General features: G+C 71.0%; 24 protein-coding genes and 1 pseudogene. 12 read left to right on the top strand and 13 right to left on the bottom strand.

What is annotated here, in order from left to right; all coding sequences use genetic code 11:
- Window positions 1-11 precede the first annotated feature (11 nt).
- Window positions 12-230, bottom strand: a complete 219-nt coding sequence (locus tag AB0H52_RS12150) for a hypothetical protein (RefSeq protein ID WP_192580198.1) — start codon at window positions 228-230, stop codon at window positions 12-14.
- Window positions 231-252: 22 nt separating this feature from the next.
- Between AB0H52_RS12150 and AB0H52_RS12155 the strand changes: the two genes are divergently transcribed.
- Window positions 253-825 (top strand): transposase, encoded by a 573-nt coding sequence (locus AB0H52_RS12155; RefSeq protein WP_357946895.1) that lies wholly within the window; start codon window positions 253-255, stop codon window positions 823-825.
- A gap of 301 nt (window positions 826-1,126) precedes the next feature.
- Window positions 1,127-1,660, top strand: a complete 534-nt coding sequence (locus AB0H52_RS12160) for a hypothetical protein (RefSeq protein WP_357946898.1) — start codon at window positions 1,127-1,129, stop codon at window positions 1,658-1,660.
- Between the two features lie 478 nt (window positions 1,661-2,138).
- On the opposite strand, the pseudogene AB0H52_RS12165 reads toward AB0H52_RS12160, so the two are convergent.
- Window positions 2,139-2,279, bottom strand: a pseudogene (locus tag AB0H52_RS12165) (MFS transporter); the annotation flags it as partial.
- 1,282 nt (window positions 2,280-3,561) lie between these two features.
- On the opposite strand from AB0H52_RS12165, the gene AB0H52_RS12170 reads away from it, so the two are divergent.
- Together AB0H52_RS12170 and AB0H52_RS12175 are read left to right on the top strand one after the other, a co-directional pair.
- Complete coding sequence (locus AB0H52_RS12170; RefSeq protein WP_357946978.1) at window positions 3,562-4,515, top strand: transposase family protein; 954 nt, start codon at window positions 3,562-3,564, stop codon at window positions 4,513-4,515.
- Between the two features lie 315 nt (window positions 4,516-4,830).
- Complete coding sequence (locus AB0H52_RS12175) at window positions 4,831-7,095, top strand: AAA family ATPase (protein ID WP_357946900.1); 2,265 nt, start codon at window positions 4,831-4,833, stop codon at window positions 7,093-7,095.
- 6 nt (window positions 7,096-7,101) lie between these two features.
- On the opposite strand, the gene AB0H52_RS12180 is transcribed toward AB0H52_RS12175, so the two are convergent.
- From AB0H52_RS12180 to AB0H52_RS12195, 4 genes are read right to left on the bottom strand one after another with little or no spacing between them, the layout of a single operon-like run.
- Window positions 7,102-7,716 (bottom strand): hypothetical protein, encoded by a 615-nt coding sequence (locus AB0H52_RS12180; RefSeq protein ID WP_151492867.1) that lies wholly within the window; start codon window positions 7,714-7,716, stop codon window positions 7,102-7,104.
- Window positions 7,717-7,720: 4 nt separating this feature from the next.
- Entirely contained in the window at window positions 7,721-8,059 is a 339-nt protein-coding gene (locus AB0H52_RS12185; protein ID WP_151492866.1) for a YbaB/EbfC family nucleoid-associated protein, read from the bottom strand.
- 10 nt (window positions 8,060-8,069) lie between these two features.
- Window positions 8,070-8,996: a WXG100 family type VII secretion target gene (locus AB0H52_RS12190; protein ID WP_151492865.1), complete on the bottom strand. Its 927-nt coding sequence runs from the start codon at window positions 8,994-8,996 to the stop codon at window positions 8,070-8,072.
- Window positions 8,993-9,388, bottom strand: coding sequence for a type VII secretion target (locus AB0H52_RS12195; protein ID WP_151492864.1), 396 nt, complete (start codon window positions 9,386-9,388; stop codon window positions 8,993-8,995). Before AB0H52_RS12195 ends, AB0H52_RS12190 begins: the two co-directional genes overlap by 4 nt.
- A 133-nt stretch (window positions 9,389-9,521) precedes the next feature.
- Here AB0H52_RS12195 and AB0H52_RS12200 point away from each other — a divergent pair, with 133 nt between their 5' ends.
- From AB0H52_RS12200 to AB0H52_RS12220, 5 genes are all read left to right on the top strand, one after another.
- Window positions 9,522-10,160 (top strand): transporter, encoded by a 639-nt coding sequence (locus AB0H52_RS12200; protein ID WP_151492863.1) that lies wholly within the window; start codon window positions 9,522-9,524, stop codon window positions 10,158-10,160.
- Window positions 10,157-10,468, top strand: a complete 312-nt coding sequence (locus AB0H52_RS12205; protein WP_357946905.1) for a transcriptional regulator — start codon at window positions 10,157-10,159, stop codon at window positions 10,466-10,468. Before AB0H52_RS12200 ends, AB0H52_RS12205 begins: the two co-directional genes overlap by 4 nt.
- Complete coding sequence (locus tag AB0H52_RS12210) at window positions 10,465-11,391, top strand: ABC transporter ATP-binding protein (protein ID WP_357946908.1); 927 nt, start codon at window positions 10,465-10,467, stop codon at window positions 11,389-11,391. The genes AB0H52_RS12205 and AB0H52_RS12210 overlap by 4 nt, the downstream gene beginning before the upstream one ends.
- 13 nt (window positions 11,392-11,404) lie before the next feature.
- The gene (locus AB0H52_RS12215) at window positions 11,405-12,142 is read left to right on the top strand and encodes an ABC transporter permease (protein WP_151492860.1); all 738 of its coding nucleotides are present in this window, start codon (window positions 11,405-11,407) and stop codon (window positions 12,140-12,142) included.
- Window positions 12,143-12,237: 95 nt separating this feature from the next.
- A complete protein-coding gene (locus AB0H52_RS12220) occupies window positions 12,238-13,002 on the top strand; it encodes a VOC family protein (protein WP_357946911.1) in 765 nt (254 codons plus the stop codon).
- Between the two features lie 310 nt (window positions 13,003-13,312).
- On the opposite strand, the gene AB0H52_RS12225 is transcribed toward AB0H52_RS12220, so the two are convergent.
- The 4 genes from AB0H52_RS12225 to AB0H52_RS12240 all read right to left on the bottom strand — a co-directional run bounded on the left by AB0H52_RS12225 (window position 13,313) and on the right by AB0H52_RS12240 (window position 18,439).
- A complete protein-coding gene (locus AB0H52_RS12225; RefSeq protein WP_357946981.1) occupies window positions 13,313-14,080 on the bottom strand; it encodes an ABC transporter ATP-binding protein in 768 nt (255 codons plus the stop codon).
- 35 nt (window positions 14,081-14,115) lie between these two features.
- Complete coding sequence (locus tag AB0H52_RS12230) at window positions 14,116-15,204, bottom strand: iron ABC transporter permease (protein ID WP_278127121.1); 1,089 nt, start codon at window positions 15,202-15,204, stop codon at window positions 14,116-14,118.
- A gap of 76 nt (window positions 15,205-15,280) precedes the next feature.
- Window positions 15,281-16,210: an ABC transporter substrate-binding protein gene (locus tag AB0H52_RS12235; protein ID WP_357946914.1), complete on the bottom strand. Its 930-nt coding sequence runs from the start codon at window positions 16,208-16,210 to the stop codon at window positions 15,281-15,283.
- 351 nt (window positions 16,211-16,561) lie between these two features.
- Window positions 16,562-18,439, bottom strand: coding sequence for a M14 family zinc carboxypeptidase (locus tag AB0H52_RS12240; RefSeq protein WP_357946917.1), 1,878 nt, complete (start codon window positions 18,437-18,439; stop codon window positions 16,562-16,564).
- A gap of 211 nt (window positions 18,440-18,650) precedes the next feature.
- On the opposite strand from AB0H52_RS12240, the gene AB0H52_RS12245 reads away from it, so the two are divergent.
- Entirely contained in the window at window positions 18,651-19,988 is a 1,338-nt protein-coding gene (locus AB0H52_RS12245) for a C39 family peptidase (protein WP_278125143.1), read from the top strand.
- A gap of 80 nt (window positions 19,989-20,068) precedes the next feature.
- On the opposite strand, the gene AB0H52_RS12250 is transcribed toward AB0H52_RS12245, so the two are convergent.
- The 3 genes from AB0H52_RS12250 to mqnE are packed head-to-tail and all read right to left on the bottom strand — an operon-like array spanning window position 20,069 to window position 22,041.
- Window positions 20,069-20,350 carry a DUF4229 domain-containing protein gene (locus tag AB0H52_RS12250; RefSeq protein ID WP_151492709.1) on the bottom strand — a complete coding sequence of 94 codons (282 nt, stop codon included), beginning with the start codon at window positions 20,348-20,350 and terminating at the stop codon, window positions 20,069-20,071.
- Between the two features lie 60 nt (window positions 20,351-20,410).
- Window positions 20,411-20,848, bottom strand: a complete 438-nt coding sequence (locus AB0H52_RS12255) for a hypothetical protein (RefSeq protein ID WP_151492710.1) — start codon at window positions 20,846-20,848, stop codon at window positions 20,411-20,413.
- Between the two features lie 23 nt (window positions 20,849-20,871).
- Window positions 20,872-22,041, bottom strand: a complete 1,170-nt coding sequence (gene mqnE, locus AB0H52_RS12260; RefSeq protein WP_151492711.1) for an aminofutalosine synthase MqnE — start codon at window positions 22,039-22,041, stop codon at window positions 20,872-20,874.
- 238 nt (window positions 22,042-22,279) lie between these two features.
- On the opposite strand from mqnE, the gene AB0H52_RS12265 reads away from it, so the two are divergent.
- The gene (locus AB0H52_RS12265; protein ID WP_357946922.1) at window positions 22,280-23,812 is read left to right on the top strand and encodes a C40 family peptidase; all 1,533 of its coding nucleotides are present in this window, start codon (window positions 22,280-22,282) and stop codon (window positions 23,810-23,812) included.
- A 114-nt stretch (window positions 23,813-23,926) separates the two neighbouring features.
- Window positions 23,927-25,300 carry a hypothetical protein gene (locus tag AB0H52_RS12270; protein WP_357946925.1) on the top strand — a complete coding sequence of 458 codons (1,374 nt, stop codon included), beginning with the start codon at window positions 23,927-23,929 and terminating at the stop codon, window positions 25,298-25,300.
- The last annotated feature ends 200 nt before the right edge of the window (window positions 25,301-25,500 follow it).

Here is a 25,500-nt window from a genome sequence, read left to right on the forward strand (position 1 = left end):
CGCGAAGTGGCTCATCCCGCATCCGCACCAGCGGGGTCCAGCGACGGCCGCCGCACGGCCCGGGTGACCATCGGCACGAACGCCAGCACCACCAGAAGCCCGGCCGCACCGGTTCCGGCGATCAGCGGCCGGGGCGACACGGCCGCGAGCAGCGCCCCACCGACCAGGAACCCGGCCATCGAGCCACCCTGCACGGCGGCCCCGTAACTGGCGTACGCACGGGCGCGCATCGCCTCCGGCACCCGACGGGCGGTGAGCAGGTTCGCGAAGACGGGCCTTCAGGTCACCGAGATCACCGACCTGCTCCGCGAGCGGCTGACCGGCCTGAAACGGCCGAAAGCGATGCGGGTCATCGTGCGCCGGCGCAAGCTGTTCGACCACGAACAAGCCACCCTGTTCGACACCTGCGGCTACCGGTACTCGGCGTTCGTCACCAACACCGGCGCCCACGGCCCGGACGGCCTGTCCGTGCAGCGCGCCGACACCCGTCACCGCGTACACGCCCGCGTCGACGACGACGTACGCACCACCAAGGACACCGGCCTCGGGCATCTGCCGTCCAAACAATGGCAGGTCAACAAGGCCTGCTGCGCCGCCGTCACCATCGCCGTGGACCTCACCGCGTGGATGCGCCTCTACGCGCTGACCAGCGCCCTGGCCAAGGCCGAGCCCAAAACACTGCGTTACCAGATCTTCCAGACCCCCGCACGCTTGGTCCAAGCCCGCCGCTACCGGGGGCTACGCCTACCCCGAACCTGGCCCTGGGCCACCGACCTGGCCACCGCGATCGAGATCATCCGCCGAATGCCCATGCCCGCCACCTGAGCGAGCACCCACACCACCGCCCCAACGACCAGGAGGAACCCCAGGAGACCACGCCACCGGCGCGACAGCCGGCCCACAACCACACCCAACAGAGCCGATACATCCACCATCAACGATGCAAGCTCGCTGGTCATCGATCGACGCCAGACCCACGAAGAATCAGGGTTGAACCTTAAGCTCGCGGTGTCCGTTGTATCCAGTGGCTCCCTGTGGGGCCGCGGAACCTGCGCCAGCGATGGGAGTAGCTATGGGAAAGCCGACTGTCGAAACGCTCCATAGGATGGCTTTGGAGGAGCTAAACATGCCACTCTATGCCGATGACGACCTGCCAAAAAGTCTGCGGGGGAGTGATACCGGGTTGCAGAAGTTTTGGAACGAGTGGGAAGATCAGGCCCGCGATTATCCGCATGTGGCGTGGGTAGAGCGTACGGCGATAATTGCCGATAAGGCCGACCATGAAGCGTCGGAACGAATAAAGGCAGGGACTGCGCGCTATGGCGATCATGAGCAAGAGAAGTCATTGTTGGTTTCGGTGGCTATAAAAGCTCATCACTTCGGCGCCCGTATCCTACACTTCGGGTCGAGGAAGGCTGCCCTGAAATCGAAATTGGAGGATTTTGTAAGCTCGCAGACCCGGGCCGAGGCAAGATCCCAAATTTTCCTCCCCCGTTCCGACGCCGCCCAGCGTGCCGTCGCCGCTGCAACTAATTCTTTCAACGGCCTGCCGTTATCGGCGGCGAGGGGAAGCTCCGGGGTGCCTGGCATCGTGCGCCCGGGAACAGCTGCCTGGGCTTTCGCTTTTGGTGATCCTGCTCGCGGGTTACATCCAAGGTAACCATTTGCTCGTTTCGCGGCATGCCAGCCGGTCCGGTGTTCTGCGTGGTGGGGTGGTTTCGGCTGGTGGGTGAGTCTGGTCAGTCGTCGGGTTTCGGGGACGGTCAGGGGGATCTGGCCGGGGCCTACTGGCGGGGCCTGGTCGGGGGGTGATCGCGCCGTAGAGGCGGGCCTGGCACTGGTCGAGGCTGAACTCGTCCTTGCCGAACTCGAAGTCCTCCTCGACTGACCAGCGTAGTCCGGCGGCGCGGATCAGCCGGGTCATGGCTCTTCGGCTGCCCGTCGGGTTGGTAGCAGTAGTGAAACGCCAGCTCGCCGGTGCGTCGGTGGCGGCGGACCAGCAGGTCAACCGCACACCGGCACCGAGGTCCAGCAGGAACGTGGAGGCCACCCGCAGCACGTACGCTCGCTGCTGGTGTTCGAAGAACTCCCGCAGCTACGTGCAGGCGCCGTACACCTCGTCCCCGCACACGACGTCGAAGCCGACGGGCGAGTCGGGCCGCGAACCAGGCGCCGGGCAGCATGCCGGCCGACCACGCCGCGCTGACCAGTCCGAACGTGGTGGCCGAGCCACCCAGCGTCTCCCGAATGAAGAAGACCTCGATCACGTTGACGCCGCCGGGGGTGGATCCTGGCGTGGTGATCCGGTCGGTTTCGATGAGGGTGCCGTCGAGCAGGGGGTAGTCGTAGCCGGCAGCCTTCGCGGGCCAGCAGTGCGCCGTGCAGGCGGGGAGCTTGGGCGGCCCTGCAGGCCCAACGGACCGGGATCGCCACGACGGGGCTGCAGCTGGGGCTGATCTGCGCAAACGGACTACGCAATGGCCCTGGTCCGGAATGTGCCTGCCCCAGGTGGAGTGGTTGAACCTCAAGCTCGCGATGTCCGTTGTATCCAGTGGTTTCCTATGGGGCCACGGAACCTGCGCCAGCGATGGGAGTAGCTATGGGAATGCCGACTGCCGAAACGCTCCATAGGATGGCTTTGGAGGAGCTGTCCTGCCGAATCTATGCCGGTGACGACCTACCGGCAAGTCTGCGGGGGAGTGATACCGGCTTGCAGAAGTTTTGGAACGATTGGGAAAGGGCGGCCTGCGAGAATACGGGTTCGCGGTGGGAACAACTTCTGACGCTAATTGACGGTAGCGCCGACGTTGAAGCGTCGAAACGAATATGGGGAGGGACTGCGCGGTATAACGATCATGCGCGCGAGAAGGAGTTGTTGTCTACGGTGGCTTCAAGAGCTCATGCCTTCGGCACCCTTATCCAAGATTGCGGGTCAAGGGAGGCTGCCCTGGATTCGAAAGTGGCGAAACTTGTATCGCCGCTGACCAAAGCTGAGGCAATGGCCGGAATAGATGCCGCCCCTTTCGGCGTCACCTTCCGTACCGTCGCCGCTTCAACGCGTTCTTTCAGTCGCCCATTATCGGTGGTGAGGGGAAGCTCCGGGGCGTCTGCCATGGTGCGCCCGGGAGAGGTTGCTGCCTGGGCTCCCCACTATCCTAATCCTCATGGCAGGACTCAGGCACGTTGACCATTTGCTCGTTTCGCGGCATGCCGAGTATTTGTAGTGGTCGGTAGGGGTTCCGCCATGGCCCCGGCGTTGTTCGGGCTTGAGGTATTCTGTCCAGGTTGGGATCGAGCAGAGCGGTAGTTGTGGACGAGCGCGACTTCTGATGATCTTTCGGGTGCTTACGCCAGAAGATCGTTTCAGGAGTCGCGCTCGTGTCGTCATCTTCCCCGATCAGCCCTGTTGTCGACCGCCTCGCCGAGCTGGCCTTGTGGGAAGCCGAACTCGCGGTAGACCCGGGTGGGGTTCGCCCGTTGTCGGTGGCGTCGTCGCTGCTCGACCGGCTCCGGCAGGTGCCCGACCCGCAGCGGTTACGAGGACTTCGGCATCCGCTGCTGGTGATCCTGGTGCTGACCGCCTGCGCCACGCTGGTAGCGGGAAACGACTCGGTGACTGCGATCCGGCAGTGGGCGGCGCGGACCCCGCAGGATGTCCTGCACCGCCTCGGGGCCCGGTTCAACCCGCTGCTCGGCCGGTACACGCTGCCCAGCGAACGGACGTTCCGGCGGGTCCTGGCCGGTCTGGACGGTGACGCCATCGACGCAGCGACCTGCGGATACGCCGCCGACGTCGTCCATGGCGACGCCCCGATCCCGGTCATCGCCGCCACCGAAGACGAGCCCGTGGAACGTGAGCAGCGCCGCGCTGCGGGCGGTGACCCGGCCCGTCCCGACCGGGCTGCTGCCCGCCGTCGCGGTCGATGGGAAACTGCTGCGCGGCACCCGCACCACGAGCAAGAAGACCGCCAGCCTGATCACCGGAGCACTGAACGCCCACTACACGCTGATCCTGAAGGGGAACCAGGCCCTCGCACTCCAAGCCGCCCAGGCCTTGCTGTCCGGTACCGACACCGAGTTCATCGATCACACCGACGTCGACGAGGACCGGGGACACAGGCGTACCGCACGCCGAACCCTGCAGGTCGCACCCTACGACGACAGCCTGATCCCCGGCGCCCGGCAAGTCCTCCGCCTATGCCGCGACACCGGCGGACTCGACGGCATCCGCACGAGCAAAGACATCATCCACCGCATCGTCAGCCTGACCACCGACCTGACCGGCCCACACCACCCCAACGCCTACGCCCGGGAGCATTGGTCCATCGAAAACCGTCTGCACTGGACCCGGGACGTGACCTTTTCGAGAAGACGATTCCCAGCTCAGGACCGGTACCGCCCCACGAACCCTGGCCAGCTTCCGCCTCGCCGGACGCGCGAACATCGCCCACGCCCGCCGCGACCTGCACGACCGCACCGACACCTTCGCCGTCGACGGCATCAAACAAGCCATGATCAAACCGGACACCCCCAAACAACGCCGGGCCGTGAGCCCGCACCGGCACCGGACCCGCCGCCCTCGCCGGGCGAGGGAGGTGAGTGGGGTGGGTTGCGGTTGGGGCGGGACAGTGTTCCGGGTGCGCCACGCCCTCACGCGCGGGTGGTTGCGGTGATAACTCGGTGGAAGGGGTGGCGGGGAGGGCGTAGTGTTGCAGCCCGCTTGACGGCCGAGGTGAGCTGCACCGGAACGGACGTCCCCGCGCCGGGCGGCCGGCCAATCCGCCCCCGGACACGCGAGCGCGCAGCAGGTGTGAACGATGGGACGTCAGCATGCCCACACTTGACCTCGACACCCACCCAGACGACACCAAGCCCGACGGCACCACAGCCGACGGCACCCGCCTCGACGCGGATCTGACCGCCGAGCGCGCACACCTGGACACGTCGCGGGCGGCGCTGCGGCGGATGCGGGAACGGGCCGAAGCGCTCTTCTCGACCGGTGATCAGGTCGCCGGCGACGCGTACGCCGCGGAGACCCTCGGCCGCACGCTGGCCCGCCGGGTGGCCGAACTCGCCGATGACCCGACCACGCCCCTGTTCTTCGGCCGCCTCGACTTCGCCGGAACCCCGCACCCCGAGGAAGCAGCCCTCGCGGAGGCAGGCCGCACGAAAGCAGCCTCCGCGGAGGCAAGCCGCACGGAAGCAGCCGGCCGGGACGCGGCCAGCGCGACCACGACCCACGAAGCCACCAGCACCAGCACCAGCACCAGCACCAGCACCAGCACCAGCACCAGCACCAGCGATCATGACGGGCACCGCTATCACGTGGGACGGCGGCACGTCACCGATGAGCATGGTGAGCCGTTGGTGCTGGACTGGCGGGCGCCGGTCTCCCGGTCGTTCTACCGGGCCAGTGCGCGGGATCCGCAGGGGGTGACGGTCCGGCGGCGGTTCGGGTTCAGCAACGGGGTGCTGACCAGCTTCGAGGATGAGCGGCTGGATCGTGGCGAGGAGTTGGGCACGACCAGCCGGATCCTCACCGCCGAGATCGAGCGGCCACGTGTCGGGCCGATGCGCGACATCGTCGCCACGATCCAGCCGGAGCAGGACGAGCTGGTCCGGGCAGACCTGGCCGACTCGATCTGCGTGCAGGGCGCCCCGGGCACCGGGAAGACGGCGGTCGGTCTGCACCGGGCCGCATACCTGCTCTACCTGCACCGCGAGCGGCTACGGCGGGCCGGCGTGCTGATCGTGGGGCCGAACCGAGCGTTCCTGTCGTACATCGCGGCGGTGCTGCCGGCCTTGGGCGAGGTCGAGGTCGAGCAGGCCACAGTGGAGGAGTTGATCTCCCGGGTGCCGGTCCGGGCGGTCGAGGCGCCGGCGGTGGCCGCCCTGAAGCACGACGCGCGGATGGCGCGCGTGCTGCACCGCGCGGTGCAGGCGCAGATCGGCACGCCGACCGAGTCGATCACGGTGTCCGACGGGTCGTTCCGGTGGCGGATCGGGTTGGAGCCGCTGCACCGGATCGTGGAGGAGACCCGACGGGAGGGACTGCCGTACGGTACCGGCCGGGAGCGGGTCCGGGCGCGCGTGGTGAGCCTGCTGCAACGGCAGGCCGAGGCGCGGCGTGCCGAGTCGCCGAGCGACGCCTGGCTGCGCCGGATGGGCCGGTGCCGACCGGTGGTCGACTTCCTGGACGCGGTCTGGCCGGCGCTCACCCCCGAAGGGCTGGTGTACGGCCTGCTGTCCGACCCGGCCCGTCTCGCCGCGGCGGCGGACGGCCTGCTCCGCGACACCGAGCAGGCGCTGCTGGTCTGGGCGAAACCGGCCCGCACCGCGAAGGCGACCCGTTGGACCGCCGCCGACGCCGTGCTGGTCGACGAGGCGGCCGGGCTGCTGGAACGGCCCTCCGGGTTCGGGCACGTGGTGGTGGACGAGGCGCAGGACCTCTCCCCGATGCAGTGCCGCGCCATCGGCCGGCGCAGCGAGCACGGTTCGGTCACCCTGCTCGGTGACCTGGCGCAGGGCACCGCGCCGTGGGCGGCGACGGACTGGCGGGAGTCCCTGGCCCACCTGGGCAAGCCGGACGCCGTGGTGGTCCCGTTGACGGTCGGCTTCCGGGTGCCCGCGGCGGTGGTCGCGTTCGCGAACCTGCTGCTGCCGGCGCTCGCTGTGGACGTACCCCCGGCCGAGTCGCTGCGCCGTGACGGCGGCCTGGACGTGCGTACGGTGACCGACCTGACCTCGGCGACGGTGGCCGAGGTGCACGCGGCGCTCGCGCACGACGGCTCGGTCGGTGTGATCGCCGCGGACGACGCGGTCGACGGGCTGCGCGCGGCACTGGCCGCCGCCGGTGTCGCAACCGCGACCGCCGACGACGTGACGGCCGCGGAGCGCGTCACCCTGGTGCCCGCGACGCTGGTCAAGGGCCTGGAGTACGACCACGTGGTGGTGGTCGAGCCGGCCGCGATCGTCGCGGCCGAACCGCGCGGGCTGCACCGGCTGTACGTGGTGCTCACCCGAGCCGTGTCGCGGCTGTCGGTGCTGCACAGCGAACCGCTGCCCCCGCCGCTCCTGGCCGAAGCCGCCGAGTGACGCGGCTCAGCGGCTGGTCAGGGCGGCGGCGATCTCGCGCAGCGGCTTGCCGGACTCGGCGATCGGCACAGTGAAGGCCAGCCACGACCCGTCGGTGAACTCGACCCGGAGCCGCTTCGGGTTGAGCCGGTGCCAACCCACCCGGGCGTCGGCGACCGCCGTGCGGGGAGCCGACCAGACGATCCTCGTCTCGGCCGCTGCGCGCTCGTCGTCGGCCCAGCTCGACCAGAGCTTGACCGGCCCGGACGCGCAGACGAGGAACCGCTGGTCGGTGACGGCGAGGATGGTGTCCTCGATCGTGGTCGCAGGCGGCACCGGCCGGCGGGAGTGCTGCAGTGTGGACGCCGCCGAGCCGGGTGCGCCGCGACCGGCCACCCCGTAGGTGATGCGGTCGACGAGCCGGTCTCCCGCCGCGAAGGAGACCAGCGGCGAGATCAGGTTGAGCAGCACCCCGGCCACGACGCCGCCAGCGCCGGGTGCGTCCGGCCGCTGCGGGTCCGCTGGTTGGGGCGGGTCGGGCGGCAGGACGCCCTGGGCGATCCCCGTCTTCGCTACGGCGAGCACCTGCTCATCCGGCTCGACGAGGTGGGTGAGCCGTTCCGGGTAGCTGAGGTCCGCCATCGGCTCAGTACCGATCCTGGTGGGGCTGACTCGCGCCAGGCGCGTCGGCCATGACCTCGCCCACCAGTTCGCGTACGCGGGCGGCGGCCGCCTCCTGGGCGCGCTTGGCGGCGGAGGTGAACTCCTCGGCCAGCGTGTACGAGTCGAACCGCATGGCCCGGGCGTTGACGTCGGTCGAGACGATCGTGCCGTCCGCCGACGCGGTGACCCGGACCAGGCCGGAGTCGCTCACACCCTCGGCGCTGCTGTCCTCCAGCTCGGCCATCTTGCCGGCCAGCTCACGCTGCCAACCGTCCAGGTTGCGGGCCAGCGCCTCGATGCGGTCCAGACCGGGAAAGGTCATGTCGGTCCCCTCAGGTCAGGATTGAGTCGAAGACATTCTGCACGCCCTTGGTGTAGGGGCCCAGATCCTCGCGGTAGGTGCCGTCCACCAGATAGTTGCGGTCCTTGGTGCCGTCGGAGACGTCGTGCAGCCCCACCCCGGTGTCCAGGAGGGAACCTCCGAGGCCGGGGATGTTCACCGGGGACGCCTGGTTGATCAGGAACTTGCCCGGGAAGAGGGTCTTGAACTTCTCGATCTGGAAGGCCCTCGCCTCGGCGGTCCAGCCGGACTTGTTCCACGCCCGGTACGCCTTCTTCGCCTTGCGGATCTCCAGCACCGCCCGGCGGTACCTCATCAGCAACTCGGCGACCTTCTGCATCTTGGTGGCCAGCTTGGTCAGGATCTCCGCGAAGCGCGCCACGATCTTGACCATCCGGCCAACGGTGGTGGCAAGCTTGGCCAGCACCCGGACGACCGTCGCCGCGAGCGAGATGCCGGCGCTGAGCGCCGCCGCCACCGCCGCGATGATCACCTCGGTGAGGAACCAGAGCAGGAACTCGAGGATCAGCTCGACCAGCAGGTTGAACGCGTCGACGGCCGCGTTGGCCGCATCGACCAGCACCTCCTTGGTGCCATCCAATCCCTTGGCCAGCTCCTCGATGGCCTCCTCCACCGAGGCCATCGAGGCGTGGAAGCTCTCGGCGGCGTCGCCCGTCCAGTAGCCGCGCAGCCGGGCCCGGTCCTGGATCTGCTCGCCGGCGATCTCGCGGACCGCCGCGCCGGTGTCCAGGCAGAGTTGCGCCGCGCGCATCAGGTCATCCGGCTCGCCCGCGACCAGTTCAAGGAGCTGCTCGAAGGGCCAGAGCACCGCGTTGGACAGCGGCTTGAACGGATCGGGGGTGCCCGAGACGATCTGCTCGAAATAGGTCTTGTTGCGCTGCAACGCCTCGGTGCTCATGCCGGCACCGGCCCGGTCGTGCCAGCGGTGCCGGGCGACCAGGGGCCCGGCGCGATGACATCGGGGGCGGCCGGGCGGCCCGGTACGAACATGTCGGTGTTGGCCACGTCGGTGCCCGTGTACGCCCCGGCGGTGTCACGGAGCCCCTCGGCGATGTCCGCCATCACCTCGGCGCCGTCGGCCAGCCCCTGCAGGCACGCCTCGAACTGCTCGGCGTACGTCGCGGCGAGGCTGAAGGACGCGGGCATCACCCCGAAGGCGTGCCGGGGCACGTGACCGTCGCCGAACGAGCGGTGCAGCTCGCGAAAACGGGCCGCCCGGTCGGTGGACGCCGCGGCGAACGCCATCAGGGCCTCTGGCTGGACGTCCAGTTCTCTGTTCGGGCTCGACACGGACCCTCCCCTGTGTCCTGTGCGACGGGTCAGCCGCTACAGCCACCCACCATAGGCACTGCGTGCCGCCGTCGGTGACCCCCTGCGGAACACGGGGCACACGACGTTGACTTTGTGTTTTAAAGTAGTTTGCATGAGCCCCGACGACGACCTGCCGCCGGCCGACGCCGCGGCCGCGCTCCGGTTGATCGAAGACCAGCGATCAGAGACGGTACGCCGGCTCGAGCCGGACTCCCGGGTGCTCTACTGGCCGTGGGGCGTCGCGTGGCTGATCGGCTTCGGGCTGTTCTTCCTGCGCTTCTCCCCCGACGGTCGGGTGCTCGTCCGGCTGCCCGACTGGCTGCCGCTGACCGTCCTCTTCGTCCTGCTGCTGTGCGCCGCGGCGATCCAGGCGGTGGCCGGCGCGCGGGCGTACGGCCAGGTGACCGGCGACTCGGCCCGGCGCGGGCGCTGGTACGGCTGCGCCTGGGCCCTGGGCTCGGTGAGCGTGTACGCGGGGCTCGGCCGGATCAGCGAGCACCTGCCCCACGACCAGGCGGCACTGCTCTGGTCGGCGACCGCCGTCGGGCTGACCGGCGCGCTGCACATGGCCGGCGGTGCGATCTGGCTGGACCGAGACCTCTTCCGGCTGGGCGTGTGGATCAGCGTGATCAACGTGGTCGGCACGTTCGCCGGGCCGGGCTGGCACTCGCTGGTGATCGCGGTGGCCGGCGGCGGCGGCATCCTCGTCGCCGGCACGCTCGCCCACCTGCGTCGACGGCGGGCCCGATGACCGACCTCGACCCGGTCATCCACGCCCAGGCCCGGCTGCGCGTCGTGGCCAGCCTCTCCGCACTCGGCGACGGGGACCGGATCACCTTCCCCCGCCTACAGGAGCTGCTGGGGATGACCGCCGGCAACCTTTCCGTGCACCTGCGCAAGCTCGAGAACGCCGGGTACGTGGAGGTCAGCAAGACCCACCGTGGACGTACCCCGACCACGCTGATCCGGCTCAGCCGGCGGGGCCGGCTGGCGTTCGAGGAGTACACCGAAGCCATCCGCACTCTGCTCGACCCCACCCCGTCGAAGGAGCAGTCATGACCCTCGCCCGAGCCGACCAGGCCAGCCGCCGGTACGGCGACGTCCTCGCCCTGGACCGCGTCGACCTGGAAGTCCGGGCCGGTGAGCTGGTCGGCCTGCTCGGCCCGAACGGCGCCGGCAAGAGCACCCTGATGAACCTGCTGGTCGGGCTGCGCCGCCCCAGCTCAGGCCGGGTCGAGCTGTTCGGGGGCGACCCCCGGGACCCGGCGTCGCGGCGACAGATCGGCGTCACCCCGCAGGAGACCGGCCTGCCGGGCACGCTGCGCGTCGGCGAGGTCGTCGACTTCGTCTCCGCGCACTACCCCGACCCGGTGCCCCGGGGCGAACTCCTCGACCGTTTCGGCCTCGGCGACCTGGCCCGGCGGCAGACCGGTGGGCTCTCCGGTGGGCAGCGCCGCCGGCTGGCCGTGGCCCTGGCGTTCGTCGGCCGACCCCGGCTGGTGCTGCTCGACGAACCGACCACCGGCCTGGACGTGGCCGCCCGGCACACCCTGTGGGACGCGATCCGCGCGTTCCACGACGACGGCGGCACCGTCCTGCTCAGCAGCCACTACCTGGAGGAGGTGGAGGCGCTGGCCCACCGGGTGGTGGTGATCGGGCAGGGCCGGGTGCTCGCCGACGACACCGTCGACGCGGTACGCGGCATCGTCGGCGTACGCCGGGTGAGTCTCGTCGCGGACGAGCTGCCCGACCTGCCCGGCGTGGTCCGCACCGAGCGGATCGACGGTCGGCTGCACCTGCTCACCACCGACGCCGACGAGCTGGTCCGGGCGCTGGTCACCACCGGGACCACGTTCACCGACCTGGAGGTCCGCCCGACATCGCTGGAGGAGGCGTTCCTCGCGATCACCGGCGAGGGCCAGCCCGCCACCGACGGTCAACCCGCCACCGCCGCCGCCGGCGGCCGACCCACCGCCGTCTGAGGAGGCGACCCCCGTGCAGCTCGCCCTGGTCCACGCCCGCTACCAGCTCCTGGAGATCATCCGGATCCCGGTGGCCGTGTTCGGCAGCGCCTTCTTCCCGGCCGCCGCCATGATCTTCTTTGTGGTGCCGTTCGCCGGTGAGGATCCGGTCGGCGCGACCTTCGCCACCGCGTCGATGGTCACCTTCTCGGTGATGAGCGCCAACATCTTCCAGTACGGCGTCGGCGTCGCCGAGGACCGCGACCAGCCGTGGAACCCGTACACCCGGACCCTGCCGGCCGGCCCGGCACCCCGCTTCGCGGGCCGGGTGCTGGCCGGACTGGCGCTGACGTACCTCTCGCTGATCCCGGTCGTGGTCATCGGCGCGACGCTCACCGCGGCCCGGATCACCCCGGCGGCATTCCTGCTGACCGCCGTCACGGTGGCCGTCATCTCGGTGCCGTTCACGCTGATGGGGCTCGCCATCGGCTACTCGCTGCCGAGCAAGGCCGCGATCGTCGTGGCGCAGGTCGTCTTCCTGCCGCTCGCGTTCGGCGGCGGGCTGCTCTCCGCACCCGGTGAGGCACCCGGGTTCATCGAGACGATCGCACCGTTCCTGCCCACCCGGGGCGCGGCCGAACTGATGTGGTCGGCGGTCGGCGACTACCGCGTCGAGCCGCTGGCCCTGATCATGCTCGGCGTCTGGGTGGTGCTGCTCGCGTCGCTCGCCGGCTGGGCGTACCGGCGGGACGAGGGTCGCCGGTTCAGCTGACGATTCGTCCGTTTCCGCCCCGTACGGACGCGGGACGGTGCCAGGATTCCGGGCAGGGGGGCCGCCGTGGCCGCCCGCCGAGAGGGGTCTTGACCGTGAGCACCGTCCCGCCGGGCACGCCCTGCTGGGCCGACCTGGCCACCCCGGACCTGACCGCCGCGCGGCGCTTCTACCCCGAACTGTTCGGCTGGACCGGCCGGGTGATGCCGGAACCCCAGGCGGGCGGCTACACGGTCTTCCAGCTCGACGGCAGGGCGGTCGCCGGGGCGGGACCACCGGCGATCCCGGACCAGGTGCCGATCTGGTCGACGTACATCGCCACCGACGACGCCGAACTGGTCGCCGGCCGGGTCGAACGGGCCGGCGGACAGGTGGTGGTGCCGCCGTTCGAGGTGTTCGACCGAGGCTGGATGGCGGTCTTCGCCGACCCCGCCGGCGCCACCTTCAGCGTCTGGCAGCCACTGACCATGGCCGGCGCCGAAGCGATCGGCGTACCGGGCGCGATGAGCTGGAACGAACTGGTCACCCCCGACCCCGAGGGTGCGAAGGTCTTCTACGAGCTGGTGTTCGGCTGGCAGCCGGACGACCAGTCGGTCGCCGGAACGACGTACACCGGGTGGCGGCTCGGGGCGCGGATCGTCGCCGGAATGATGCGTCCACTGGCCGAGGACTTCCCGGCCGACCTGCCGGCGTACTGGACGGTGTACTTCGCCGTGGCCGACGCGGACGCCGCCGCAGCCCGTGCCGCCGAACTGGGCGGCACGATCCTGGTCCCGCCCCGCGACATCCCGTCCGGCCGCTTCGCCGCCCTACGCGACCCCCAGGGCGCCCTCTTCTCGGTGATCGACCTAGGCCCCTAACCCCGCCCGACGACCCGCGCGCCCCTGCGCCCCTGCGCCCCTGCGCCAAGATCGCGCTCGATCCTTGATGGAGTGGCCTCCCCACGCCAGGACCCCACTGTTTCCACGATTGAGCGCGATCTTGCTGCGCCAGCCTCGGTGATCATGAGGTTGACCGGAGGATTCGCCCGATTGCCGCACGCTAACCCCATGATCAACTCCGAGTGGCGGGTGCGAGGTCGGGGGTCTGGATGTGGGGCCGGGGGGCCAAGACGGCGGGTCGAGGACGGGGGCGGGGGGCCAAGGCGGCGGGTCGAGGGCGCGGTGGGGGTTAGGGGCGGGGGCGGACGGGGACCACCAGGGGGCCGTGGGCTCCGGGGACCACCCGGACGCTGGCCCGGTAGTGGGTGGCCAGCAGGTGCTCGGTCAGCACCTCGTGCGGTGTTCCCGACGCCACGACCCGGCCTTCGGCGATCAGCACCATCCGGTCGGCGTACTCGCCGGCCAGGGAGAGGTCGTGCATGGTGGCGAGCACAGTGAGGCCGTGCTCGCGACGCAGCTGGTCGACCAGTTCCAGCACCTCCTGCTGGTGGCCGATGTCGAGTGCGCTGGTCGGCTCGTCGAGGAGCAGCAGCGTCGCACCCTGGGCCAGCGCGCGGGCGAGGAAGACCCGTTGCCGTTCACCTCCGGAGAGGGTGGCCAGTTCCCGGCGGTGGAAGCCGATCAGATCCAACCGGTCGAGCACCTCGTGTGCGGCGGCCACGTCGGCGGCCGACTCCCGGCCCAGCGGCGGGATGTACGGGGTGCGGCCGAGCAGCACGTAGTCGAGCACCGACATGCCGGGCGGTACGACCGGGGACTGCGCCACCGTGGCCACCACCCGGGCGCGGTCCCGTCGACGCAGGGCGGCGCTCGGCGTACCGAAGAGGGTGATGGCGCCCGGCGCGGGCAGTAGGCCGCCGACGGCGCGCAGCAGGGTCGATTTGCCGGCGCCGTTCGGACCGATCACGGTGACCCATTCGCCGGCCGCGACGGTGAGGTCGATCCCGGCGAGGATCGGCGTGCCGTCCAGGCTGACGTGCAGCCCCCGCACCTCGATGGCCGGGGCGCTGGCGTCGACGACGGGTTCGGCGCTCACGTGAGGACCCGCCGTGCCGTGCGCAGCACGAGTACGAAGAACGGGCCGCCGAGCAGTGCGGTGACCACCCCGATCGGCAGTTCGGCCGGTGCGACCACGGTGCGGGCCACCACGTCGGTCAGGGCCAGGAACGCGGCGCCGAACAGCAGCGACAGCGGCAGGATCACCCGGTAGCTCGATCCGGCGAGCAGCCGGACGGTGTGCGGCACGATGATGCCGACGAAACCGATCAGCCCGGTCGCGGAGACCGCTGCGGCGGTGCCCAGCGAGGCGGCGGCGATCAGCAGGTAGCGGGAGCGTTGGGGGTGCAGGCCGAGGCTCTTCGCCTCGTCGTCGCCGACCGCGAGGACGTCCAGTTCCCGGCGGTGCAGCAGGACCACCACGGTGGTCAGCGCGGCGTACGGCAGCACCAGCAGCACGTCGTGCCAGCCGGCGGTGGCGAGCCGGCCGAGCAGCCAGGAGTAGACCGGCTGGATGCTGTCGGCGTTGCGTTGCAGCAGGTACGTCTGCCCGGCGGAGAGGAAGGCGGAGACCGCGACCCCGGCCAGGATCAGCATCGCCGGGGATCGGCTTCGCCCGCCGGCCGCCCCGAGCGCGTACGTCATCGTCACGGCGAGCAGTGAGCCGGCGAACGCGGCTAGCGGGATGCTCACCGGCAGGCCGGTGAGTGCGCCCTGCCGACCCACGCCGCCGAGGGCGATCACCGCGGTGACGGCGAGGCCGGCGCCGGCGGCGACGCCGAGCAGGTACGGGTCGGCCAGCGGGTTGCGGAACACGCCCTGGTAGCAGCCTCCGGCCAGGGCGAGCAGGCCACCGACGAGCAGGCCGAGCACCACCCGGGGCAGCCGCAGCTCGGTGACGATGGCGATCTCCCGCTCGGAGAGCCCGCTGTCGAGGTGCACGCCGGGGATCAGGTTGAGCAGTTCGGCGGCGACGCTGCCCGGTGGCAGGCTGACCGGACCGAGCGACACCCCGGCGATCAACGCCACGAACACCGCGACCACGCCCGCGACCAGCCAGCGCTTACGCAACCCGGCAGGCCGCGACCCGGCCAGCAACCCCGCAGGCCGGGCCTCGGCGGGCAGCCCGGCGGGCTGGGTGCCGGATCGCAGCCCGGCCCGCCGGGACGGAGGCGGTGTCGCGGTCACCGACGGTTCGCGGTCACGCGGGCACCTTGACGACCGCGTCGATGATCACCCGGAGAAGGTCGACGACCCGTGGGCCCCAACGGGAGGCGATGTCGTCGTCCAGTGCGACCACCTGGCTGTTCTTCACCGCGGTGAGGCCGGCCCAGCCGCTGCGCGCCTTGACCGTGTCGGCGTTCTGCTGGCAGCACTTGGAGTCGGCCAGGAAGACGAAGTCCGGGTTGGCGTTGACGATGAACTCCTGGGACAGCTGCGGGTAGCCGCCGTTCTTGCCGTCCGCGTCGACGGGGTCGGCGATGTTGGTGAGGCCGACCTGGCTGTAGAGCGAGCCGATGAAGGTCTTGCTGGTGGCGCTGTACAGCTCCGGGCCCAGCTCGTGGTAGTAGGTGAGCTTCGTGGTGCGCTGCGGCAGGTCCTTGACCAGCTTGGCGATGTCGTCCTTCATCCGACCGGTGACGTCGGCGGCCTGGTCGGCGTGCCCGGTCAGCGTGCCCAGCTCGGTGATCTGCCGGTACGAGTCGTCGAGCGTGGTGGCCGCCGGGGTCAGGTACACCGGGATCTTCAGCTTGCTGAGCTGGTCGACGATCTTGTTGGTGTCGTTGGAGAGCACGACCAGGTCGGGGTTCTTGCCGGCGATCGCCTCGGCGTTGGGCTGGAAGCCGGACAGGTCGCTCTTGGGGGCGTCGGCCGGGTAGTTGGACTGGTCGTCGACCGCGCTCACCTGCGGGCCGGCGCCGATCGCGAACAGCATCTCGGTGGCGCTGGGCGACAGCGACACGATCTTCTCGGGACGCTTGTCGAGGGTGAGCGAACCGACCGTCACGGGGTAGCTGGCGGCCGCGGTGCCGGCGCTCGGCGTGTCGTCGGCCTTCTCGGCGCAGGCGCCCAGCGCGAGTGCGGCGACCGCGAGGGTCGTGGCGAAGAGCCGAGGGGTACGTCTGGACATGGGTCCTCCTGTCGGTCGAGGAGTGTGCTTCGCCGACAGGGACTTTCGTACGCCCGCCCACGAGGCGCCCTTCCTCGAGAGCGCGTGTCGCGATCGGTCCGCAGGCGACCTGGCTCGTCCCCACCGTCGGGCGGGGCATCACAGTTGCGGGACAGCGCCGGGTTTCGCACCGGCTTCGCTGCGGACTGGTCGGTAAGACGGTAGCGCACCGCCGGGACGTGCCGGATCGATCAAGAGCGGATCAGCTCTGGTCGATCGATCGGACCGCCATACACGACGGATATGTCCCGGATCCGGAGGCTCGGGATCGGGGGGTGGGGCCCCGCCGGGGCGGAACGGGGCCCCACCCGATCAGGATGAGGTGATGGTGACGTTGTCCACAGCCGCCTCGACCAGGCTGGCGCCGGAGGCGTCCGCCGCCTCGACGAGGATGCGGACGGACTGGCCGGCGTACGGGGTGAGGTTGAGGTTCGCCACCGCCCAGCTGCCGTTGCGGTTGGTGGCCGCTCCGGCCTGGGTGAGCAGTGCGGTGGTGCCGCCGTTGTGCACCACGCTCACCCGCAGGTAGTCCGCCGACGAGGCGTTCGAGCCGTGCGCCAGGTACCAGGCCAGCGAGAGGGTCAGCGTGCCGGACGACGGCAGGGTCACCGCCGGGGAACGGGCGCTCGTCACTCCGCCGTCGACGTCGTAGTCACCGGCGGCCGAGCCGGCGAGCCGGCCGGTGACCAGGTCGTTGGCGCCGGCGTACGGGGTGAGCTGCTTGGCGCCGGAGGACGTGGTCGCCTGGGCGGCACCCCGCTCGAACGCCCCGAGGGTCGCGGTGTCGGTGCCGGCCGGGTTGATGGTCCAGCCGGTGGCGGTCTCGAAGGTGTCCGACCAGACCGTGGTGCCGCCACCGCCGCCGCAGTACTGCGCCTGCTTGCCGATGGCCCGGTAGGGGCAGTCGGCGTACTCGCTGAGCATCAGCACGGCCTCGCGGTTGCGGGTGGTCTGCGCGGGGATGACCTCGTCGGGCGGGTAGAAGCCGCCGCCGCTGGACGAGCCGGGGTACATCTCGAAGGTGTACGCCCAGATGCCGTGGGTGGCCCACATCCAGTCGATGCTGGTGCCGTCGGCGATGTAGAGGTCGCTGGACTGCTCCGGGGTGTAGCTGTTGGTGGCCGCCATCTGCTGGCCGATGGTGGCGAAGGTGGTGTACTGGTCCGCGCTCATCCCGGACGGGTTGTTGGCGGTCGTGTAGCCGAAGGGCCAGAGCACCAGCTGCGAGTACGTGTGGAAGTCGATGTTCGCCTTGATCTGCTGGGCGCCGCCGACGACCCGGCTGTTGACGAAGTTACGCAGTGCCTGCGTCTCGGGCGCGGAAAACGCCGACGGGCCGCGGTAGGTTTCCGACGAGGTGGTGCCGGACGAGCCGCCGCAGCAGCCCCACTGGTAGGACCAGTTGCGGTTCAGGTCGGTGCCGACGTTGGACGAACCGCTGTTGGGTTGCCGGTTCTTGCGCCAGGACCGGTACGACCCGGTGGCGATGTCGTACTCGCTGCCGTCCGGGTTGACCGTCGGCACGATCCAGATTTCCCGGCTGTTGACGATGTTGGTGATCCGGGAGTCGCCGCCGTAGCTGTCGGTGAAGAGGTTGAGCAGGTAGATCGCCATCTCGACGGTCAGGTGCTCGCGGGCGTGCTGTTGGGCGTTGAACAGGATCTCCGGTTCACTCTCGTCGGTGCCCACGTTGTCGGAGATCTTCACCGCCATCAGGTCCCGACCCTCGTACGACGTACCAATGCTGATCTTGCGGGCGATGGCCGGATGGTCGGCGACGGCCTGGTTCACGACGGCGGTCAGCTCCGCGTAGTCGTGGTAGTTGGAGTCGGCGGGCGGGAACGCCAGCGTGCCGACGTCGCCGGCCCCGCGCTCGGCGCTGGGCGGCGGGGCGAGCGGTTCCAGCCGGAAGCCGAGCTTGCCGATCGCGGCGGCCTCCCCGGCGGTGGCCGAGACGTGCAGAACGCCGTGTTCGGAGTAGTCGATGGCGGCTCCGGTGCGGGCCACCGCGCTGCGGTCGGCGGAGGTTCGCGGTCCGAGCACCCGGTAGCCGGCGGCGGCCGGCTCGGCGGTGCGGTCCGGCGCCGGCTGGGCGGCGACCGGTCCGGTGGCGACGGTGACGATTCCCAGCCCGGTGACGACGGCGAGCACCAGGACGCGGCGGAGAGTGATGGGCGTGCGGAGGGCCATGGACTACCTCCTCGATCGGCGGGAGATCCCGCTCGGTGGAGGACACTTCACCATCTGTCACATGGTCATATCAATATGCTTGATTGCCCAATGCATCCCAGGTGGATCATCGTGGCGGCAATGATTTTCCACCCGCGAACATCTGGCGAAACTTCCTTCCAGGCGGAACACTGACCAGCGACGATGTCCCTCTCGACACCGCGGAGCACCCATGGCCAGATCCCGCCTGCACGCGGCCGCCCTCGCCGGCGTCACCGCGTTCACCCTGCTCGCCACCGCCGCGCCCGCCACCGCGGGCCGCCCGCCCGCCACCGTCCACGACGAGCAGATCACCTTCCAGGACTGGTCCGGCCCCGCCGACTGGCACCGGGGAAGCCGGGACGGCACCCGCGTCGTGCCCGGTGCCCGAGCGGGCGTCACCCTGGCCCGTCCGGCCGGCACCATCGAGTACGCCGATCCGCACACCGGCACCACCCGCACCTGGGAGTACGGCACCTGGACGTCACCGGTGACCCGGATCGGGTTCGACGCCACCGAGTTGATCGCCTCGTGGAACGCGGAAACCCCCGCCGGCACCTGGATCCAGGTGGAGATGCAGGGCAGCTACACCAGTGGCGACCAGACCCCGTGGTACGTCCTGGGTCGCTGGGCCTCCGGCGACACCGACATCAAGCGGACCAGCGTCAACAAGCAGGGCGACCCCTGGTCGACGATCTGGACCGACACCTTCAGCATCGACGACGCCGACGCCGGGGTGCTGCTGCGGTCGTACCAGCTGAAGCTGACCCTCTACCGGGCACCCGGGCAGGCCGCCGCGCCGGTGGTCCGGATGCTCGGCGCGATGAGTTCCACCGTGCCGGACCGCTTCACCGTGCCGCCCAGCGCCGGGCACATCGCCTGGGGCGTCGAACTCCCGGTGCCGCGCTACTCACAGAACGTGCACGCCGGGCACTACCCCGAGTACGACGGCGGCGGCGAGGCCTGGTGCTCACCCACCTCCACGGAGATGGTCGTCGAGTACTGGGGGCGCAAGCCGTCGGAGGCCGACACCTCCTGGGTGGACCCGACCTACCCCGACCCGACGGTCAACCACGCCGCCCGGATGACCTACGACTACGCGTACGACGGCGCCGGCAACTGGCCGTTCAACACCGCGTACGCGGCCAGCTTCCCCGGCCTGGAGGGACGGGTGACCCGGCTGCACTCGCTGGACGAGTTGGAGCGGTTCATCGCCGCCGGGATCCCCGTGGTGACCAGCCAATCCTTCCTGGCCAGCGAACTGGACGGGGCGAACTACGGCACGTCCGGGCACCTGTTCGTGGTGGTCGGCTTCACCGCCGACGGTGACGTGATCGTCAACGACCCCGCCTCGTCCAGCAACGACGTGGTCCGCAACGTCTACAAGCGTGCGCAGTTCGAGCAGATCTGGCTGCGGACCAAGCGCACCAACGCCAGCGGCGGCACCTCCGGCGGCTCCGGCGGCATCGCGTACCTGATCAAGCCAACGTCCAAGCCCTGGCCCAAGGTCCAAGGCTCCACCAACTGGTGAGCCCGGCGCCCGGCGCCTGAACGCTGTTGATCAAGAGGTTTGCGTCACCGGAAGCCCTCCTGGTGACGCAAACCTCTTGATCACCGCTGCGGGTCGGGGCCTTCCGTGGTGGGGTCCTGGTCTTCGCCGGCCAGGGCCGAGCGGAGGCGTTCCTTATCGGTGCGGCGGCGGTTGGCCGCGTCGGCCATCTCCCCGGCCATCTCGTCCCGCCAACCGCGCAGCAGAAAAAAGGAGAGCGCGGCGGAGAACACCAGCGCCAGCATCAGCTTCAGGAACACGTTCATGTCGATCAGCCAGAGGGCCGCCAGCACGGCGACGAACAGCCCGATCCGACCCAGCGTGTACTTGACCGCCGCGCTCACCCGCACCACTCCGTTCTCTGCGTCAGCCGCCGTACGGCGGAAGGGTCGACCCGGCCGCGATCAGCCGGTCCGACGGGCCAGCCAGCGGACGCCCGGAAACCAGACCGTCGCGTACGCCACGGTGAACGCCGCAGCCGCCAACGACCCGGACAGCAGCGGCGGCAACCCGGCGCCCAGCCCGGCGACCACCAGCCCGACGAACACCCCGACGGCCGCGGCGACCAGCGCCGCCACCACCCGGGCCGCGCCGAACTCCCAGGCCCGGAAGTCGTCCCAGAACAGCCAGGCCGGAAGGATCACCGCGAGCCAACCGTTGGTGTGCCCGAAGTCGCCGGCGCCGATCGACGCGAACGCCCAGTCGAACAACACCAGCGCCAGCACGCCGATGACGACGCCGGCCAGGCACACCCCGAGCAGGTCACCCAGGGTACGGACGCGCCCCTCGGCGTCCCGCCGGGGAAAGCCGCCCTGCTGCTCGGATCCGCTCTGCTCGGTCATCGACTGCGAGGGTACGTGGTGGCTCAGGCCCAGACCTGCTGCGGCTCGGCGCGGCGCTGCGCCAGCGACGGGGCCTTGTCGTACTCCCGGACCACGTTGTAGCGGGTGTCTCGCTCGACGGGCTGGAAGCCGGCATCCCAGATCAGGTGCAGCAGGTCGTCGCGGTGCATGGTGTTCGGGGTGCCGTACGAGTCGGCGTCGTGGGTGATCTTGTATTCGACGACGGAGCCGTCCAGGTCGTCCACGCCGAAGTTCAGCGAGAGCTGGGCCACCGACAGCCCGTGCATCACCCAGAAGTTCTTCACGTGCGGCACGTTGTCGAAGAGCAGCCGGGAGACCGCGAAGGTCTTCAGCGACTCGGCCGGCGAGGCCATCGTGGTACGCGCCTGGATCCGGTTGCGGATCTTGCCGTCCGCCGAGTCCACGAAGTCGTGCTGGTAGCGCAGCGGGATGAAGACCGCGAAACCACCGGTCTCGTCCTGCAGCTCACGCAACCGCAGCACATGGTCGACGCGGTGCCGGGGCTCCTCGATGTGGCCGTACAGCATGGTCGCCGGGGTCTTCATGCCCTTGCGGTGCGCGAGGGCGTGGATCCGCGACCAGTCCTCCCAGTGGCAGGCGTGGTCGACGATGTGCTGCCGGACCTCCCAGTCGAAGATCTCCGCGCCACCTCCGGTCAGCGACTCCAGGCCGGCGTCCATCAGCTCGTCGAGGATCTCGTCGGCGCTCAGCCCACTGATCTTCTCGAACCACTGCACCTCGGTCGCCGTGAAGCACTTGAGCTTGACGTTCGGCAGTGCCGCCTTCAGCTCGCGCAGCACCTTCGGGTAATACCGCCAGGGCAGCGTCGGGTGCAGGCCGTTGACGATGTGCAGCTCGGTGAGCTGCTCACCCTCCATCTCCTTCGCCTTGCGGACCGCCTCGTCGATGCGCATCGTGTACGCGTCCTTCTCGCCCGGCTTGCGCTGGAACGAGCAGTACGCACAGGACGCCGAGCAGACGTTGGTCAGGTTGAGGTGCCGGTTGACGTTGAACATCACCCGGTCGCCGTTCAGCTCGGTGCGCTTGTGGTGCGCCAGGCGCCCCAACCAGGTCAGGTCGTCGCTCTCGTAGAGGGCGACCCCGTCCTCCCGGGTCAGCCGCTCACCGGCGTACACCTTCGCTTCGAGCTCACGCTTGAGTCCGGCGTCCATGGCACGTCCCTTCCACCTGCGGTCGGATCGAGCGTACGTCGGGACGCCGGACGGGCCTGCGGCACGGTCGGCGGCAGCGACCCACTTCACCAGACTCTCAGCCTCCCGTAACCCGGCCACGCATCGACATGAGTGGCGAGGTGCGGTAGTAACAAGGTGGGGCGGAACACACACACTGGTACCGTCCCGACGGCCGCGCCCACCGAGCGCGGCGACGAGCAGGTGGACGGGGAGCGGAATGATCTACAGCGGGCGCGGGCGACGGCAGCGACGACGGAGCCCGGTGATCTCGCCGGTGCTACGTCCGAAGCTCTGGGCCGCCCTGCTCGGCGCGATCGCCGCGGCCGTGCTGGCCACCCCCGCGTACGCCGAGCCCGGCGTGCCGACCACCGTGCCGGACTCCGGCGCGCGCCCGGCGGTGACCGGCTCATTCCAACTGCCCGGCGGCGCACCGGTCGCCGGGGTCCCGGCCCCGCCGCTCGCCAACATCGACACCGGCCCGCTGGCCGCCCAGATCTCCGCAGGCGAGATCCAGGTCGGCGCGCTCGGCGAGGCGTTGCTGCTGAGTCAGCAGAAACGCACCGGCGCGCAGGCCCAGCTCGACGCCGCCGGTAAGGCGCTGGAGAGCGCGCAGGACGCCCTCCTGCGGGCCCAGCAGGCGGCGGACGCGGCCGCCGCGGACGCGGTGAAGGCCGCCGCCGCACTGCCGCCCGGTGACCTCGCACGCGACATCCGGGGACTGAGCCGGCTCCAGCAGATCACCCGTGGCGAGAAGGTGGAGGGCGGCACCACCGGCGTGGCCGGGGAGCTGTCCCGCGCCCGCGCCGCCGAGCAGACCGCCTACCAGGCGCACTCGGCGGCCAAGGCCCAGGTCGACGCCGCCCAGGTCGAGTTCACCGCCGGCGAGACGGCGTTGCGCACCGCCGAGGCCAGCCTGCTCAAGCTGCGCCGGGACAACGCCGCGCAGCTGATCGCGATCGAGCGCCAGCAGGAGGCCACCGAGCAGCAGCTCGGCGCGGGCTACGTCGCCGGCCAGAGCAGCAGCGGCATGGCGGCACACCCCCGGGCGCTGGCCGCCGTCCGGTACGCGCTCGCCCAGCTCGGCGACCCGTACAAGTGGTCGGAAGAGGGTCCGGACCAGTTCGACTGCTCCGGCCTGATGTGGGCGGCGTACCGGTCCCCCGGGGCCGACTACTTCGACCTGCCCCGGGTCGCGCGCGACCAGTACAGGGCCACCCGCGAACGGACCGTGCCGCAGAGCGGCCTGCTCGCGGGCGACCTGCTCTTCTTCGCGTCCGGCAGCTCCTGGGAGACGATCCACCACGTCGGCATGTACATCGGCAACGGCAAGATGGTGCAGGCGCCCACCACCGGCGACGTCGTGAAGATCTCGGTGGTCAGCTGGTCCAGGCTCTACGCCGCTACCCGGGTGATCGGCGCGGTGCCGGCACCGCCCGCCCCGCCCACGACCGGTCCGAAGCCGCCGACGTCCACGCCGAAGCCGACGCCGAGCACGACGCCGACCACCAAGCCGACGCCGACGCCGAACGGATCGGCCACGCCGACCCCCACGCCCACCGGCAGCGCGACGCCCACACCGACCAAGTCGGCCGATCCGACCCCCTCGTCGACCGCCAGCGAGACACCGACGACCCCGCCGTCGGCGCCGACCACCGCACCGGCCACCACGACCCCGCCCGGCACACCGGAGGCCAGCCGCAGCGGTTCGGCCAGTGACAGCCCGTCGGGCAGCCCGAGCACCGGGAGCTGAGGCGCCACAACCCACTCCGGCTGTCCGCTCGCGACGATCTGTGGCACCGTGACATCCAGGCACATCCGGTCCGACGTCACGGGTCCGGGTGCGATCGTGGCACGGAGGGCGGAGATGGCCGAGCAGAAGGATCCGGCGGAGACTGTCGACCCCGTCGTCGATCGGGCTGACCCGCCGGAGACAGGCGTCGACGAATCGGCGTCCAGCGTCGACGAGAGCGCGGACGAGGCTCCGGCCGCCGACGCCGGGCAGTCGACTCCCGCGGACACCCGCCCCGAATCGCCGGCACCGGTGCGGGCACGGGCCACCGTCGCCACCGCCGGCGCCCTGCCCGGCGATCTTCCGGCCACCTCGCCGGCCACCGCCACGACCTACCGGGCGACCGGGTCCGCCAGCCCGGCCGGCGTACCGCTACCGGGTCAGCGGGAGGGCTCGTCCGCCCGGGCCAGCGCCACCGTGCCGGGCAGCAGTCGGGTCACGGCCGGTGCCGTGGTCACCCCGGCCTCCCGGGCGAGCACGCCCGCCGTCTACCGGTCCGGCCCGGTGAACCCCGAGCCGCCCGAGCCGGCACAGCCCCCGGAGCCGGCCCAGCCGCCCACGCCGCCGACCCCGGAACCGGAGCCGGCCCCCACGCCGCCCGGCCCGGGGCCGACCGAGCCGTCGCCACCCGAGCCCGTGCCCGCGCCCAGCCCGGGGCCGTACCCGCCCGGGCCGGTGCCGACGCCGGGGCCTCGCCCCACGCCACCGCCCAGCCCGGTCCCGCCCGTTCCGGGCCCACCCGTGCCGCCGCCCGCGCCGGTGCCACCCATGCCGAGTCCGCCGTCGCCGCCGGTCCCCGGGCCGCCGGCTCCGCCGCCCGGCCCGCCGGTGCCCGGCCCACCGGCGCCGCCCGGCCCGATGCCCGCGCCTCCGTTCCCCCCTCCGCCGGCGATGCCCCACCTGCCCGGGGTACGGGCGACCGCGTCGGTCTCCGCCCCGCCGGCGGACCGGGCGCCCGGCGCTGTGCCGGGGCTGCCGACCTCCGGCGGCGGCTGGGCGGGGGCGCCCGTCTCCGCTCCGCCGGTGGTGCCCGCACCCGCACTGCCCGTGTGGCCGCCGTCCACCACCGGCGCTGCCCCGTCCACGGCCAACGACGCCCGACCGACCACGCCCACCACCGCCAGCCCGGCGGGACGGTCCACGGCCGGTGTCACCGGCGGGCGGCCGGCTACCGGCCCCGACCTGGCCGGCACCGTCTACGGCAGCGGGGAGGGGCCGGGCTTCGCCACGATCGCCCTGCCCGCCAACGCGGTGGAGACTTCGGGCTCCCTGACCGGGCACATCCTGGCCCAGGGCTGGGCGGACACGCCGGCCGACCGGCCCCGCACCACCCGGGTTCTGCTCGTCCTCGCCGCCGCGCTGGGGCTGTTGGTCGCGGTCAGCGTCCTGGTCGTCCTGCTGGCCAACAACGCCCTGGACGGCCTGATGGGCGACATGCTCAACAGCTGAGCCGCGAGGGGACGATGGTGAGTCCGCCCACTACCGCCGGGCAAGCGGCTGGCGACTTCGCCGAACCGCCGTACACTTGTCGAGATCACTGACCCGGCGCGCGTGGTGCGCGCCCATGGGCGATCTTGCGGGCGATCCGGCGACAACAGCCGCGGCAGGCCATCGCGAAGATGCGCCCCGCTCGAAAGGCATTTGTTGAC

It is taken from the genome of Micromonospora sp. NPDC050695, assembly GCF_040654415.1.
GTDB lineage: Bacteria > Actinomycetota > Actinomycetes > Mycobacteriales > Micromonosporaceae > Micromonospora.

What these genes read in the sequence shown, in the direction of transcription:
- AB0H52_RS12270 (WP_357946925.1), top strand. Translation starts at nt 23,927, where the DNA reads ATGGCCGAGCAGAAGGATCCGGCGGAGACTGTCGACCCCGTCGTCGAT.
- AB0H52_RS12265 (WP_357946922.1), top strand. Translation starts at nt 22,280, where the DNA reads ATGATCTACAGCGGGCGCGGGCGACGGCAGCGACGACGGAGCCCGGTG.
- AB0H52_RS12255 (WP_151492710.1), bottom strand. Translation starts at nt 20,848, where the DNA reads ATGACCGAGCAGAGCGGATCCGAGCAGCAGGGCGGCTTTCCCCGGCGG.
- mqnE (WP_151492711.1), bottom strand. Translation starts at nt 22,041, where the DNA reads ATGGACGCCGGACTCAAGCGTGAGCTCGAAGCGAAGGTGTACGCCGGT.
- AB0H52_RS12200 (WP_151492863.1), top strand. Translation starts at nt 9,522, where the DNA reads ATGAGCCCCGACGACGACCTGCCGCCGGCCGACGCCGCGGCCGCGCTC.
- AB0H52_RS12235 (WP_357946914.1), bottom strand. Translation starts at nt 16,210, where the DNA reads ATGTCCAGACGTACCCCTCGGCTCTTCGCCACGACCCTCGCGGTCGCC.
- AB0H52_RS12245 (WP_278125143.1), top strand. Translation starts at nt 18,651, where the DNA reads ATGGCCAGATCCCGCCTGCACGCGGCCGCCCTCGCCGGCGTCACCGCG.
- AB0H52_RS12185 (WP_151492866.1), bottom strand. Translation starts at nt 8,059, where the DNA reads ATGACCTTTCCCGGTCTGGACCGCATCGAGGCGCTGGCCCGCAACCTG.
- AB0H52_RS12205 (WP_357946905.1), top strand. Translation starts at nt 10,157, where the DNA reads ATGACCGACCTCGACCCGGTCATCCACGCCCAGGCCCGGCTGCGCGTC.
- AB0H52_RS12150 (WP_192580198.1), bottom strand. Translation starts at nt 230, where the DNA reads ATGCGCGCCCGTGCGTACGCCAGTTACGGGGCCGCCGTGCAGGGTGGC.
- AB0H52_RS12180 (WP_151492867.1), bottom strand. Translation starts at nt 7,716, where the DNA reads ATGGCGGACCTCAGCTACCCGGAACGGCTCACCCACCTCGTCGAGCCG.
- AB0H52_RS12160 (WP_357946898.1), top strand. Translation starts at nt 1,127, where the DNA reads ATGCCACTCTATGCCGATGACGACCTGCCAAAAAGTCTGCGGGGGAGT.
- AB0H52_RS12175 (WP_357946900.1), top strand. Translation starts at nt 4,831, where the DNA reads ATGCCCACACTTGACCTCGACACCCACCCAGACGACACCAAGCCCGAC.
- AB0H52_RS12210 (WP_357946908.1), top strand. Translation starts at nt 10,465, where the DNA reads ATGACCCTCGCCCGAGCCGACCAGGCCAGCCGCCGGTACGGCGACGTC.
- AB0H52_RS12190 (WP_151492865.1), bottom strand. Translation starts at nt 8,996, where the DNA reads ATGAGCACCGAGGCGTTGCAGCGCAACAAGACCTATTTCGAGCAGATC.
- AB0H52_RS12240 (WP_357946917.1), bottom strand. Translation starts at nt 18,439, where the DNA reads ATGGCCCTCCGCACGCCCATCACTCTCCGCCGCGTCCTGGTGCTCGCC.